This window comes from Streptomyces sp. XD-27, assembly GCF_030553055.1.
GTDB lineage: Bacteria > Actinomycetota > Actinomycetes > Streptomycetales > Streptomycetaceae > Streptomyces.
Window position 1 is genome coordinate 1,724,305 of record NZ_CP130713.1, and the last position, 13,944, is coordinate 1,738,248.

7 protein-coding genes and 3 pseudogenes are annotated in these 13,944 nt (G+C 72.8%); 3 read left to right on the forward strand and 7 right to left on the reverse strand.

Going from position 1 to position 13,944, the window contains the following annotated elements:
* Nucleotides 1–88: 88 nt before the first annotated feature.
* The gene (locus Q3Y56_RS07335) at nt 89–820 is read right to left on the reverse strand and encodes a hypothetical protein (RefSeq protein WP_304461144.1); all 732 of its coding nucleotides are present in this window, start codon (nt 818–820) and stop codon (nt 89–91) included.
* 555 nt (nt 821–1,375) lie between these two features.
* Here Q3Y56_RS07335 and Q3Y56_RS07340 point away from each other — a divergent pair.
* Nucleotides 1,376–1,678, forward strand: coding sequence for a DUF6343 family protein (locus Q3Y56_RS07340; RefSeq protein ID WP_304465504.1), 303 nt, complete (start codon nt 1,376–1,378; stop codon nt 1,676–1,678).
* Here the strand turns inward: Q3Y56_RS07340 and Q3Y56_RS07345 are convergent.
* The 5 genes and pseudogenes from Q3Y56_RS07345 to rpsA all read right to left on the reverse strand — a co-directional run bounded on the left by Q3Y56_RS07345 (nt 1,675) and on the right by rpsA (nt 8,928).
* Nucleotides 1,675–4,161, reverse strand: a complete 2,487-nt coding sequence (locus tag Q3Y56_RS07345; protein WP_304461145.1) for a toll/interleukin-1 receptor domain-containing protein — start codon at nt 4,159–4,161, stop codon at nt 1,675–1,677. The two genes, Q3Y56_RS07340 and Q3Y56_RS07345, sit on opposite strands and share 4 nt — an antisense overlap.
* A gap of 731 nt (nt 4,162–4,892) precedes the next feature.
* Nucleotides 4,893–5,261 carry a tetratricopeptide repeat protein gene (locus Q3Y56_RS07350; protein ID WP_304461146.1) on the reverse strand — a complete coding sequence of 123 codons (369 nt, stop codon included), beginning with the start codon at nt 5,259–5,261 and terminating at the stop codon, nt 4,893–4,895.
* A 148-nt stretch (nt 5,262–5,409) separates the two neighbouring features.
* Nucleotides 5,410–6,017 (reverse strand): annotated as a pseudogene (gene coaE / locus Q3Y56_RS07355) (dephospho-CoA kinase).
* A 203-nt stretch (nt 6,018–6,220) separates the two neighbouring features.
* Entirely contained in the window at nt 6,221–7,165 is a 945-nt protein-coding gene (locus Q3Y56_RS07360; protein ID WP_304461147.1) for a PAC2 family protein, read from the reverse strand.
* A gap of 263 nt (nt 7,166–7,428) precedes the next feature.
* Nucleotides 7,429–8,928: a 30S ribosomal protein S1 gene (gene rpsA / locus Q3Y56_RS07365; protein WP_304461148.1), complete on the reverse strand. Its 1,500-nt coding sequence runs from the start codon at nt 8,926–8,928 to the stop codon at nt 7,429–7,431.
* A gap of 346 nt (nt 8,929–9,274) precedes the next feature.
* On the opposite strand from rpsA, the pseudogene Q3Y56_RS07370 reads away from it, so the two are divergent.
* Nucleotides 9,275–10,095: pseudogene (locus tag Q3Y56_RS07370) on the forward strand (class I SAM-dependent methyltransferase).
* A 103-nt stretch (nt 10,096–10,198) separates the two neighbouring features.
* Nucleotides 10,199–12,939: pseudogene (locus tag Q3Y56_RS07375) on the forward strand (ATP-dependent RNA helicase).
* Here the strand turns inward: Q3Y56_RS07375 and Q3Y56_RS07380 are convergent.
* Nucleotides 12,926–13,933 (reverse strand): DUF3068 domain-containing protein, encoded by a 1,008-nt coding sequence (locus tag Q3Y56_RS07380; RefSeq protein ID WP_304461149.1) that lies wholly within the window; start codon nt 13,931–13,933, stop codon nt 12,926–12,928. The pseudogene Q3Y56_RS07375 and the gene Q3Y56_RS07380 overlap by 14 nt on opposite strands.
* Nucleotides 13,934–13,944: the final 11 nt, after the last annotated feature.

Sequence of the window (13,944 nt, forward strand, 5' to 3'; positions counted from 1 at the left end):
CAGGCCGCACCGTCACGACAAGCTTCAGCTTCAGCTTGCGCTCCTCGCGCACCCCGGCCGCGCACAGGCGGTCGGGGAGTTCATGAGACTACCCGAAGAGGTAGCCGAAGACCGCCTCGCCGACGCGCTCGTCGCTGACCTCCACGGCGTTCGCCTCCTCGCGGGCGAACTTGACCGCCTGCTGGAGCTTCTCCACACGGTCGAGAAGCTCGTTGACACGGCGGGCGGGCAGGGCGCCGGAGAACTTGACCGTGGTCCAGTAGCCGACCGGGATGTCCTCGTAATAGACCTCGACCTGCGCCGGATGCTTCTCGGTGGCCTCCGCCTTGACGTGGTTGCGCGGCACCTTCTTCGTACGGACCGTGCGGACCGGGTCCGTCTTCCAGGCGTCCGTCGACGGGTCGAGGGACCAGGACTCGGCGGCGTCGAGGATCGGCAGCTTGCGGAGGAAGGTTCCCAGGTCGCTCAGCTGCTTCTCCAGGAAGAGCAGATAGGAGACCGGGACGTCGCGCAGCAGTGCGCGGCCCTCGACGGTGACATCGGCGCGGGCCGTGCAGTTGGCCCAGTCCTTGGTGGCGGTGACGTCGAAGAGGCGGGTCAGGGTGGCCGCCGTCTCACGCAGCACGTCCTCCGCCTTGACCTGCACGCGGGTGGACTCGGGCGGGAGTTGCTCGCCCTCCTCGTCCTTGGGCTGGTACGTACGGGATATACCGGCGAGCAAGGCGGGCTTCTGGAGCCCGTGGTGAGCCGCCGCCAGGTCCTGCTGCGCCTTGGCCTTGACGCCCTTCTCGACCGCGATGATCTGGTTCAGTTTCGCCACCTCGCCACAGTAACAGCGCGTGGCACAGCTCCTCGAACACTTATCCCGCGGGCGCCGGGCCTCCGTCAGCCGTGCGGATAGCGGTCCCGGGGGAAGAACGAGTCGCTGTGCGGGTCGCGCTCGTCCCTGGTGTCACTGAACGGATGGAATTCCGCGGCCAGATCGCCAGGGCCGCTTCGGCGACCCAACCGCCGCCCAGGGCTGGAGGCGGAGCCAGCCGGAGCGCACCGGGTCGTGCGACGGTCCGGCGGGCGGCGGCGCGGAGTGGTTCTGCGTCTCCAGCCAGCGCAGATAGGAGTACCGGACGAGGGCGGTCTCCGCTCCGCCGATGCCCTTGCCCTCGTCCGCTTCGTCGTCGGCTCGTTCATCGGCTCATTCGGCCCTCGGGCGGCCGCCGGGTGTCACCGCGGGCGGCGTCGGTCCCGGCCCATGATCGCATCGCGACGACCCGGACGACGCGAGAAGAGTAGCTTCGGTAGAAGAGGGCCTTGGGCAGCGTCCGGGCAGCGTTCGCAGAGAAGCCTCGATGCCGGGAGATGAGTCGCGATGTTGCGCATGGTGCGTACGGGCGATGAGCCGGTGCACGCCCGCAGCGCCCTGCGGTTGCGCTGCGGACTGGCCGTGTGGGGGTGCCTGTGGGCCCTGGCGGGAACGGTGCTGTTCGCCGCCGCGGGCAGGACCGGTTGGGCTGTCGCGTGCGGGGTGCTGGTCGCGGTCACCGCCACGGACCTGATCGTCGTCATACGGCACATCCGGCAGGGCCCGCACTACCAGCCGGGCCGTGATGTGCCGCCGTACGAGCCGGTCGACGACCGCGGAGGCGACCAGCGGGCGCGGGAGCGCAGGCCACGGCCTTAGCCCGCGGGCGCCAGCCCGAAGTCGGCCCCGGAGATCGCGGACAGCTCGCCCGTGATCCGGAGCAGCGGGGTCCGCAGCTCGGCCAGGGCGGTGCGCAGCGCCGCCGCCTGAGCCCATGCCTGCTCGTGCTGGATCGGGTTGCCGTCCACGGGGCGCGCCGCCTCGTGCGCCGCCAGCCGCGGATGCCACTCGGTGAGGAAGGGCCGCAGGATCCGGTTGAGCAGGTCGTAGGCGATGGCGTGCACGGTACGGTCGCCGCCCGCGGCGGCCCCGCCAGCTCCGCTGGCCGCGGCGTCCGGCGCGGCCGGCGGTGCCAGGCTGATGCTGTACTGCCGCAGCGTGCTCCGGGTGAACTCGAACATCGCGTGCAGCGACGCCAGCGCCTCACGGAGGCTGCCTCCCTGCGGCGCCAGTTCCTGGACCCCGATCCGGGTGGCGAGCTCCACCTGGATGTCGAAGGCGGCCATGCGCTCCAGCTCGCTGGGCACACTCTCGGGTTGCGGCGCGGGCATCTGCGGCTCCCTCGTGCCGGGGCGGGGGCGGGCTCCGATGCCGCCCAGACTACTTCCGTGCGGCGGTCCGTAGGGGCTGCGGAGCGCCCTGATGACGGCGTGCCGCAGCCGTTCGGCGCGGGCCGGCTCGGGATCGTGCCGCAGCCAGGCGTGCGCGATCACCGGGTGCACGCACCAGGAACGCGCGGCCGGTACGAGCAGGTTCCTGGCGCGCAGGGCGGCGACCCCCGCGTCCACACGCCGTGCGGCGGCGACCGGCGGCATCCCGTCGGCGAGCGCGAGCGCACGCGTCGCCTCGTCCCGGACCAGGGGCAGCGGCGAGATCGCGGCGGCGAGGCGCAGCACGTCCAGTGCGCAGGGGCCGGCGGGCACCGCGTCCCGCACCAGCTCGGAGGTCACCTCGACCGGGTGCCCCGTCGGCAGGACGCTGCCGCGTGCCAGCGAGTCCAGGAGCGGGCTGCCCGGGGCGTGGAACCGGTCGTGGAGGACGTGGTAGCCGTCGGCGGTGGCCGAACCGAGCAGGTCAAGTGCGAGCGGGTGGCCGTCGACGGCCGTACACAACCGGCGCGCGGCGGCGCACTCGTGTTCCCCGCGCGGCGGTTCCGCGCGGGTGAGCAGCGCGTAGGACTCCTCATCCGTCAGCGGACCGAGCTCGACGGGTGCCGCCAGGGAGTCGTAGCGGCGGCTGCGGGTGGTGACCAGGGTACGACCGAGCGGGTGCGGGGCCGTCAGGGCCGCGAACCGCCGGGCGGTGAGGCCGTCGTGGTCGGGAAGGCCGTCGACGACCCAGAGGAACGGCAGCCCCGAGCGTGCGAAGTGGGTGTGCAGGTGGGCGGTGAGAGTCTCGGCGGGGCCGTCGTCGGGGAGGCCGAGCGCGCGCACGACGGCGCGCAGAGCCCGCTCGTAGGCCGGGAAGCGGCTGCCTGCGGCACCCGTCCGCCCGTCCTGCCGGTAGCCGCCGGCCTGCCCGGGGTGGTTGTCCTGCCCGGGGTGCCCTGGCCCGTGCGCCCCGGCCGCCGGGCGCCCGGCGGCGCTCTCAGGCTCGCACGGGGTCGGGCCGGGGCGGCGGTGGCCGGCGACGGGTGTCGAGCCGGTGCCGTACTCCGCCGCGGCGCCATACGTCTCGTCCGCGTCGTACGCGAGGCCTCCGTCCGCGCCATACGCAGGGTCCCCCGCGTCATACGCGGAGCCCCTGCCCGCGTCGTACGCAAGGCCCCTGCCGTACGGAGTGCGCTCGACGTCCGCGTCCGCCTCCCGCAGCGCCAGCCAGTGGATCCCGCCTGGGTACGCCGCCGCGAACCGCGTCGCGTACTCCCGCGCCAGCAGCGTCTTGCCGATCCCCGCCATGCCCCGGATCTGCACCGGTCCGGCGCTCGTCTGTCCGGTGGTCAGCGGCGCCGCGTGCGAGTGCAGCGCGCTGTGCACCTGCCACAGCTGCGGCAGGCGCCCGGTGAAGGCCACGGCGGGCGGAGGAGGCGGGCCCGGCAGCCAGCGCGGCACCGTCGTGGCCATGGGCAGCTGCCCCATCGGTGTGCCGATCGCCGCGACATGCGCCCGTACGTCCGCCACGAGCGCGTCGAGCGCCGCGTCGGAGGTCGGCAGCGGCCAGTGCTTGGCGTCGCGCAGCTCGACGGGGTGGATGTGGTGCGCGGACGGCTCGGGGTTGACGACCATCACGCGGCGGCGCGGGTCGCCCTCGCGCAGCCCGGCAAGATGGGCGGCGGTCAGTTCCCACTGGCAGGCGCGCCGTTCCGGGTAGGCGGCGGAGTAGACCGCCAGCAGCGCCTTGGAACGGGCGAGGCCGTCGCGGATCGCCTCGCTGATGCCCGTGAAACCAGCGACGGTCGCCTCGTCGACGAAGACCCGCAGGCCCGCCGCGACCAGCCGCGCGCGCAGTGGACGGACCCGTTCGGCGTCACCGCGGCTGTAGCTGAGGAACACGTCCCACACGCGGGGCTCCCGTCCCTCCACTCGCCGCTCCTCGCCGCCTCGCCGTCGCCCGGATTCCCTCCAGGGCCGGGCCTACCCTACTGTGGGCGCGGGGAGGGAGATCATGCGACGGATGCGCAACAGCAGGGGTCGTGCGGATCGGGCGAGGCCGAAGCAGATCACGGTCCGTCTGGCGATACCGCTGATCGGGGACATCACCGGCACCTGGGAGCCCGTCGAGGCCGAACGGAAGGCCGCCTGGGAGCTGTACGCGGAGCTGGCCACCCGCGTCTCCACCGTCGAACTCGGCCCTGACGAGGGCTTTCTGCGCGAGGCCCTGACCTCCTTCTACAGTCTCTTCGGCACGACCCGCGAGATCCTGCGGCGGTACGGCCCCGAGGTCGCCCCGCGGCGCGGTCCCGGCGAGATCACCTTCGGCGCCCTGGCCGTGACCGTTCTGAACCAGGCCCTGCGCCCGCTGTTGGCGACCTGGCACCCGCGGCTGGCCGCCTACGAGTCGGCGCGGCTGCCGGACGACGACCCCGTTGCGTACGAGCGGAGCTGGCAGCACGCGGAGGAGCTGCGGGCCCGGATCGCTGAAGTACGGGAGGTCCTGGTCGCCCTCGCGAACGCGCTGGCCGAGGTCGCGGGCTCGGCCGATCTGCTGCGACCCGCGACAATGCCTACCCCCCCCCAGCGATCAGGCCCGGGCAACCGGACGGGACATCCTGACGCTCGTCGCGTAAGCGGCCGACACCCGTCGCGGACCGGACTCAGCCGCCGTCGCCGAACCCCGCGGCCGCCACGAAGTCCGGGCGGGGGTCGAGGGCAGCGGCCAGCCGGAAGTGGCGCCTGGCCTCGGCGGGACGGTTGGCGCGCTCCAGTGTGCGGGCCAGCGCGAAGTGGGCGAACGCGTTGTCCGGCTCACGCTCCAGGACGAGCTGGAACTCCAACTCGGCGGGACGCAGTTGAGCCGCGCTGAAGAAGGCGCGCGCCCGCAGCAGCCGCGCCGCGGTGTTCTCCGGGTGGGCGGTGATGACCGAGTCGAGCAGCTTCACGGCGCCGCGCGGGTCGCGGGCCGCCAGCAACTGCTCCGCCGCGCGGTAGTCGATGACGTGGGTCTCGGGCGTGGGCTCGGGCACAGCCGCTTCCTTCCCGTGGTCGCCTGGCTGCTGGTCGGACTGACCGTCCTGCCGGCAGCACTCGGTACGAGAGGCACAACCGAGCGGGCGGTCCGCGCATTCCCGGGGCGGTACACCGCAAGGAGCGCACGGGCCCGCGGGGGCGCGCCTACTCGGCCGTGCGCCCCACCCGCTCCAGCAGGTCGGCCCAGACCTTTCTGACCTGGGGCTCCAGCGCCTCCAGCGGCCCATCGTTGTCGATGACGACATCGGCGATGGCCAGCCGCTGCTCCCGCGTCGCCTGGGCGGCCATCCGGGCGCGCGCTTCGTCCTCGGCCATGCCGCGCAGCCGTACCAGCCGGTCGAGCTGGGTCTCAGGAGCGGCGTCGACCACGATGACCAGGTCGTAGAGCGGAGCCAGGCTGTTCTCCGTGAGCAGGGGACGTCGTTGACGACGATCGCGTCCGGTCCGGCCGCCGCGGCCAGTTCGGCGGAGCGGTCGCGGACCAGAGGATGGATGATGCCGTTGAGCACCTGCCGGCGCCCGGGGTCGTTGAAGACGATGGCGCCGAGCCTGGGACGGTCCAGCGCGCCCTCGGCCGTCAGCACCTCCGGGCCGAACGCCTCGGCCACGGCTGCCAGTCCGGGGGTCCCCGGCTCGACGACCTCGCGGGCGATCCGGTCGGAGTCGATGAGCACTGCGCCGTACAAGGACAGCAGCCGGGACACCTCACTCTTGCCCGCGCCGATTCCACCCGTCAGGCCGACGGAGAGCATGGCACTCCTCCACTCGCTCGCTCACCCCGCTCGCGCGGGGCCGCCGACTCCGGTGCCGGGCCGGTCAGCCGCCACGCTACCGGACGGTACAGCCAGGGTCGCGGTCTCGGTCCGGCAGGCCCCAGGCCCCCGGTCTGGCCTGGGCTGGGCTGGGCTGGGCCGGCCGAGCCGGACCGGGCCACCTGGCCCGGCTCGCGCAGGCCTCAGCTGCCGGGCTCGCCCTCCCGCTCGGCGAGGAAGCGTTCGAACTCCGCGCCCAGCTCGTCCGCCGACGGCAGTTCGACCCGCTCGGCCACGAGATTGCCCCGAGTCTCACCGCCGGCCACCGCGTCGTACTGGTGCTCAAGCCCGCGCACCAGCGCCACCAGTTCCTCGTCGCCTTCCGCTATCTGACGCTCGATCTCCTCCTGTGTCTTGTGCGCCTCGGTACGCAGCGCGTGCGCCACCCCCGGCAGCACCAGACCGGTGGCCGCGGTGATCGCCTCCAGCGCGGTGAGTGCCGCGTCCGGGTAGGGCGACCGAGCGACATAGTGCGGCACATGGGCGGCGACACCGAGGACGTCGTGTCCGGCTTCCGCCAGCCGGTACTCGATCAGGGACTCGGCGCTTCCGGGCACCTGGGCCTCGGTGAAGAAGTCGCTGTGGCCGGGCATGAGGTCGGTACGGTTCCCGTGCGGGGTGAGGCCGACGGGGCGGGTGTGCGGCACCCCCATGGGGATGCCGTGGAAGTTCACCGAAAGACGCACTCCGAGCCGCTCGACAAGCTGCCGCACGGCCGCCGCGAAACGCTCCCACTCGACGTCCGGCTCCAGGCCCGTGAGCAGCAGGAAGGGGGCTCCGGTGGCGTCACGCACGAGGTGCAGCTCGATGGCCGGGATCTCATACCCGGTCCAGCGGTCGCGCTCGAACGTGAGCAGGGGGCGGCGCGCCCGGTAGTCGACGAGCCGGTCGTGGTCGAAGCGCGCCACGACCTGGTGCGGCAGGCCGTCGAGCAGCCGCTCGACGATCTGCTCCCCGGTCTCGCCCGCGTCGATGTATCCGTCGAAGTGGTACAGCATCACCAACCCGGCGGAGTCCCGGGAGGCTATGGCGTCGACCATCGCGAGCCCGCTCGGGTCCCATGCGTACAAATCCTGCGGATCCAACACCTGACGCTCCTCCTTGTGTTCCGCTGACAAGAACACCGGAGTACGGGGCGCGCATTCCCGGCCCCGCCCGTCCGCCGCACTTTCTTCACCGTGCCCGCTGAGCCGAGCCTCCGCCAACGAGCCAGGCTGAGCAGGGAGTTCGACGACAGACCACTACCCGAAGGGGTGAAGCCCGCGCCTCCCGCAGACCACGGAACGGCACAAGGCCCGCCCCCAAAGGGGGCGGGCCTTGTCAGTGGCTATCGCCTAGCGGCTGGAGCGGTTCAGCTCTGGCCGCCCGCCAGCTTCTCGCGGAGCGCGGCCAGGGCCTCGTCCGAAGCGAGGGCACCGGACTGGTCCGCCGACTCCGAGGAGTACGAACCACCGGCACCGGCGCCGGCACCCTGCGGGGCAGCCTGACCGGCCTCGGCAGCGGCCTGCTCGTCGGCCTCGCGGGACTTGATGACCTGCGCCTGGTGCTGCTCGAAGCGCTGCTGCGCCTCGGCGTACTGGCGCTCCCACTCCTCGCGCTGCTTCTCGTAGCCCGGCAGCCAGTCGTTGGCCTCCGGGTCGAAGCCCTCGGGGTAGATGTAGTTGCCCTGGTCGTCGTACGACGCGGCCATGCCGTACAGCGTCGGGTCGAACTCGACCGAGGCCGGGTCGGCGCCGAAGGACTCGTTGGCCTGCTTCAGCGAGAGGCTGATGCGGCGGCGCTCCAGGTCGATGTCGATGACCTTGACGAAGATCTCGTCGTTGACCTGGACGACCTGCTCCGGGATCTCCACGTGGCGCTCGGCCAGCTCGGAGATGTGGACCAGACCCTCGATGCCCTCGTCCACGCGGACGAACGCACCGAACGGCACCAGCTTGGTGACCTTACCCGGGACGACCTGACCGATCTGGTGGGTCCGGGCGAACTGCTGCCACGGGTCCTCCTGGGTCGCCTTCAGCGACAGGGAGACACGCTCGCGGTCCATGTCGACGTCGAGGACCTCGACGGTGACCTCCTGGCCGACCTCGACAACCTCGGACGGGTGGTCGATGTGCTTCCAGGACAGCTCGGAGACGTGGACCAGACCGTCGACGCCACCCAGGTCCACGAAGGCACCGAAGTTGACGATGGAGGAGACGACGCCGGAGCGCACCTGGCCCTTCTGCAGGGTGGTGAGGAAGGTCTGGCGGACCTCGCTCTGGGTCTGCTCCAGCCAGGCGCGGCGGGACAGGACCACGTTGTTGCGGTTCTTGTCGAGCTCGATGATCTTGGCTTCGAGCTCCTTGCCCACGTAGGGCTGCAGGTCGCGGACACGGCGCATCTCGACCAGGGAGGCCGGGAGGAAGCCACGGAGGCCGATGTCGAGGATGAGACCACCCTTGACGACCTCGATGACGGTACCGGTGACGATGCCGTCCTCGTCCTTGATCTTCTCGATCGTGCCCCAGGCACGCTCGTACTGGGCGCGCTTCTTCGAGAGGATCAGGCGGCCTTCCTTGTCCTCCTTCTGGAGAACCAGGGCCTCGATCTCGTCGCCGACGGCCACGACCTCGTTCGGGTCGACGTCGTGCTTGATCGAAAGCTCGCGGGAAGGGATGACGCCTTCGGTCTTGTAACCGATGTCGAGCAGGACCTCGTCCCGGTCGACCTTCACGATGACGCCGTCGACGATGTCGCCGTCGTTGAAGTACTTGATCGTCTCGTCGATCGCGGCGAGGAAGGCTTCCTCGGAACCGATGTCGTTTACCGCCACCTGCGGGGTGGTGCGGGTTGCCTCGGTGCTGCTCGTCATGTGGGAAAGGGCTCCGGTACGGACATGAAGTCGTAGGTACTGCTACGCCGTGGACCCTTATCGCACCGCCGAAGCCGGACAGCCTTGGAGGCGCCTTCCGAAAGGTCGGATACGCCTCGACAACCGAGGGGTCATTCAACAGATGCGAGTGCGGCCTGCTCCGTCTGAGGCGCACAGGCCCGCAACGCAACTTGTAGCATACGGGGGCAGCCGGGCGCGGTCAATGCGCGAAGATGCGCAGAAGGGACTTTCGCCCCTTACCCGGCATTGCATGTCCGTGCTGCGACGCGGTTCACACCGTGCCCCGCGGCCACAGGTCGATTCAGAGAGTACGACGGCACGCCAGATGATCCAAGAAGACGGACTTCCGGAACCGGATGAATCCACGGCCACGCGGCGTGTCGCCGGCGACGCGGAGAGCAGCCGGGCCAGCCGCGGCTGGTGGGACCGCAACGCCGACGAGTACCAGAGCGAGCACGGCGGATTTCTGGGCGACGACCGGTTCGTCTGGGGCCCGGAGGGCCTGGACGAGGCCGAGGCCCAGTTGCTCGGCCCGGTGACCGAGCTCAAGGGGCGGGACATCCTGGAGATCGGCGCGGGCGCGGCGCAGTGCTCGCGCTGGCTGGCCGCGCAGGGCGCACGGCCGGTGGCGCTCGATCTCTCGCACCGGCAGTTGCAGCACGCGCTGCGTATCGGGGCCGGCTTCCCGCTGGTGGAGGCCGACGCGGGGGCGCTGCCGTTCGCGGACGCCTCGTTCGACCTGGCGTGCTCGGCGTACGGCGCGGTGCCGTTCGTCGCCGATCCGGTCCGGGTGATGCGCGAGGTGCACCGGGTGCTGCGGCCCGGCGGGCGCTGGGTCTTCTCCGTAACGCACCCGATCAGGTGGGCCTTCCCGGACGAGCCCGGCCCTGAGGGGCTGAGCGTCGCCGCCTCGTACTTCGACCGGACGCCTTATGTGGAGCAGGACGAGTCGGGGCGGGCGGTCTACGTGGAGCACCACCGGACCCTCGGCGACCGGGTCCGGGACGTCGTGGCCGCCGGCTTCCGGCTGACCGGCCTGGTGGAGCCCGAGTGGCCGCACTGGAACCAGCAGGAGTGGGGCGGCTGGTCCCCGCTGCGGGGCATCTGATCCCGGGCACGGCCATCTTCGTGTGCGAGCGGGACTAGGTCCTTTCCTCGAGCGCCCGCAGCTTCATTCCCAGGGCTCCCCGCGGTCCCGGTTATCCACAGGGCAAGTCGGGGAGACACGGTCCGCTGCGAGGATGGTGCCGTGACGATCCGGACCGACGCGCTCGCCCAGCTTCCCGTACGTGCCGCCGTGCCCGCCCTGCTGCGGGCCCTGGACGGCCACGGCGCCGCCGTGCTGTGCGCGCCGCCTGGGACCGGCAAGACGACGCTCGTACCGCTGGCCCTGGCCGGACTGGTCGCCCCTGACGGGACGCCGCCCGGGGCAGGCCGGCCCGTACGGCGGGTGCTGGTCGCGGAGCCGCGGCGGATCGCGGCGCGGGCGGCGGCCCGGCGCATGGCGTGGCTGCTGGGCGAGTCCGTCGACGGCGCCGGAGGCGGTGGCCGGGTCGGCTTCACGGTCCGTGGTGAGCGGCGTGCCGGGCCCGGCACGGTCGTGGAGGTGGTGACCACTGGAGTCCTGTTGCAGCGGCTGCAACGCGATCCGGAGCTGGCCGGAGTCGACGCGGTGGTCCTGGACGAGTGCCATGAACGGCACCTGGATGCCGACACCGCCGCGGCCTTCCTGCTGGATATACGGGCCACCCTGCGCCCTGAGCTGCGGTTGGTGGCGGCGTCCGCCACGACGGACGCGGCGGGCTGGGCACGGCTGCTCGGCGACGGGGCGGGCGACGGCGGGGTCGCTCCGGTGGTCGAGGCGGAGGGTGTCTCGCACCCGGTGGAGGCGGTGTGGGCACCGCCCGGCCGGCCGGTGCGGCCGCCGCACGGGATGCGGGTCGATCCGGCCCTGCTGACCCATGTGGCCGCCGTGGTCCGGCGGGCACTGGCCGAGCGCGAAGGGGACGTGCTCTGCTTCCTGCCGGGTGTCGGCGAGATCGCCCGGGTGGCGGGCCACCTGGGCGGCTGCGGCGCCGAGGTGCTCCAGGTGCACGGGCGGGCTCCCGCCGAAGTACAGGACGCGGTGCTGGCGGGCGGGAACGACGGAGGCCGCCGCGTCGTGCTGGCCACCTCGGTCGCCGAGTCGAGCCTGACCGTGCCGGGCGTACGGGTCGTCGTGGACAGCGGGCTGGCCCGTGAGCCGCGAGTGGACCACGCCCGGGGCCTGAGCGCGCTGACGACCGTACGGGCCTCGCGTGCGTCGGCCGAGCAGCGTGCGGGACGTGCGGGGCGCGAGGCCCCGGGCACGGTCTACCGCTGCTGGACGGAGGCTGACGACGCCCGGCTGCCGCGCTGGCCCGCCCCTGAGATCGCGATCGCGGACCTGGCCGCCTTCGCGTTGCAGGCGTCCTGCTGGGGGACCCGGACGCGTCCGGGCTGGCGCTCCTCGACCCACCGCCCAGTGGTGCGATGGCCGCCGCGCGAGAGGTGCTGACGGCGATCGGCGCCGTGGACGCGGGCGGCCGGGCCACGGAGCGGGGCGCCCGAATGGCCCGTATGGGCCTCCACCCCCGGCTCGCGCGCGCCCTGCTGGACGGCGCCCGCGAGATCGGGACGCGCCGGGCCGCGGAAGTCGTGGCGCTGCTCAGTGAGGAGCCGCCGCGCGAGTACGGGGACGACCTGGCGGCGGCGTGGCGTGCGGCGCGCCGGGGCGGGGACGGATACGCCGCCCGCTGGCGGCAGGAGGTACGCCGCCTGGAGCACGCGGTGGGTGCGTCGGCGCCTCCGTCGCGGGACGGCTCCCGCCCACCCGGCCACGGCCCCGCCACGCACCGGGTTTCAGCAGCTGGGGGAGCGGGGTCCTCCGGCACCAGGCGAGAGGCGGACGAGCGCACCTCCCAACACGCCGGAAGCACCGGTTCCGGCCCGGGTCAGACGGCGCGGAGGATGCCCCAAGGCGCGGGTGCGGACACGTACGACGCCGCGGCGGGCCTCGTCGCCGCGCTCGCCTTCCCCGAGCGGGTGGCGCGGGCCCGGGGCGGAGCGGCGTATCTCATGGCGTCCGGGACGGGCGCGGAGCTCGCCGAGGAGTCGCGGCTGCGCAGCGCACCATGGCTCGCGGTGGCCGTCGCGGACCGGCCGGTGACCGCAGCGTCGGCCCGGGTGCGGCTCGCCGCCGTGACCGACGAGGACACGGCCCGCAGGGCGGCCGCGGCGCTCGCCTCGTCCGGCGCGGAGGTCGGCTGGGCCGACGGCGATGTCGTCGCCCGAGACGTCGAACGGCTCGGTGCGATCGAGCTGCGGGTGCGGCGACCGTCCGCGCCGGATCCCGCTCTCGTCCGGGAGGCGCTCATGACGGGGCTGGGCCGTGAGGGGCTGGGGCTTCTGCGCTGGACGGAGGAGGGCATACGGCTGCGGGAGCGGCTGGCGTTCCTGCACCGGACCGTGGGCGAGCCGTGGCCGGACGTGTCCGATGCCGCGCTGCTGGAGCGTACGGAGGCGTGGCTTGAGCCCGAGCTCTCCGCCGCCCGCCGACGGGCGGACCTGGCGCGGCTCGACGCGGGCCGGGCGCTGACCCGGCTGCTGCCGTGGGCGAGCGGTGAGGCGGCGCGGCTGGACGGCCTCGCGCCGGAACGCATCGAGGTGCCCAGCGGATCGCGGGTGCGCGTCGACTACGGCGGTGAGCAGCCGGTTCTGGCCGTCAAGCTGCAGGAGATGTTCGGGCTCGCCGAGACGCCGACGGTGGCGGGGGTGCCTGTGCTGGTCCATCTGCTCTCCCCCGCCGGGCGCCCGGCCGCGGTCACCGCCGACCTGGCGTCCTTCTGGAAGGACGGATACCGGTCCGTACGGGCGGAGCTGCGCGGCCGCTATCCCAAGCACCCGTGGCCGGAGGACCCGGTGGCGGCCGCGCCGACCCGGCACACCACGGCGCGGCTCAGGAGGGGCTGAGCGACGTGGCGGCGGCGTTCGGCGGCGCGGCGTCCGCGGCGGCCGGAGCTCCGGGCCGTCGGCTGCGGGCTTCGAGGAGGAGCGCGAGGGCGAACAGCACGGCTCCCAGGCCCAGGCACCCCCAGGGCAGGTAGGTGGTCAGCAGCAGGACCAGCTGCCGCTGGGACCTGACGAGGTCGACGGTGTGCCGGACGTAGTCCTCGCGCATCTTGACGTGCCCGGCGAAGGCGGTGACCCTGTCGCGGTCCCCGAGCAGGGTGCCGCCGCGGAGCTCCTCCTTGTGGATCTCCTCGCCGTTGACCGGGGCGCCGGTGGTGGGTTCGACCCAGAACATGCGCTTGGTGGTGTACCAGCGCGTGGTGCCCGCCTGCGCGACCGCTTCGCGGGTGACGCCGCCGACGGGGAGCTTCCTGGGCAGCGGGACCTTGGTCCAGGGGATGGTCTGCTCGAAGTAGTACACCTTGAGGCCGCGGAAGGTCCGGGTGCCCTTGTAGTGGATCGGCGCGGAGGTGCGGGTCTGTGCGTCGAAGTAGGTGTAGTCGCGCGGCTGGGTCAGGAACGGCCATTTGAACGCGATGCCCTGGCGGCGGACCGGGTCACCGTCCACGTGCTCGCCGTCGGCGTGCACGGGGTCCTGGGTGTGGGCGTCGAAGATGTAGCGCTCGGGGATCTCGGAGACCAGCTTGCCGTCGGGGCCCGCGACGTAGGAGAGGGCGTCCCACACCACGACGTCGCGGTCGGTGCTCCGTTCGATCTTCTCGGAGGCCGCCACGTTGCCGCGGAGGGTCTGGACGATGGTGATCTTGGGGACTTCACGAGCCCGGAGGGTGCCGTAGTCGAGCAGGGTGGCGGGCTTCGCTTCGAGGACCGCGGTCTGGTACTCGTCGGCCGGGACCTTGGCGAGCCGGGGGTAGGCGTACCAGCGGATCAGCGGTGCCAGGGCGGCGAGGAAGACGGCGAAGGCGAGGAGCACCAGGCTGGCTCTGCGGCGCATGGCGAGGCCCC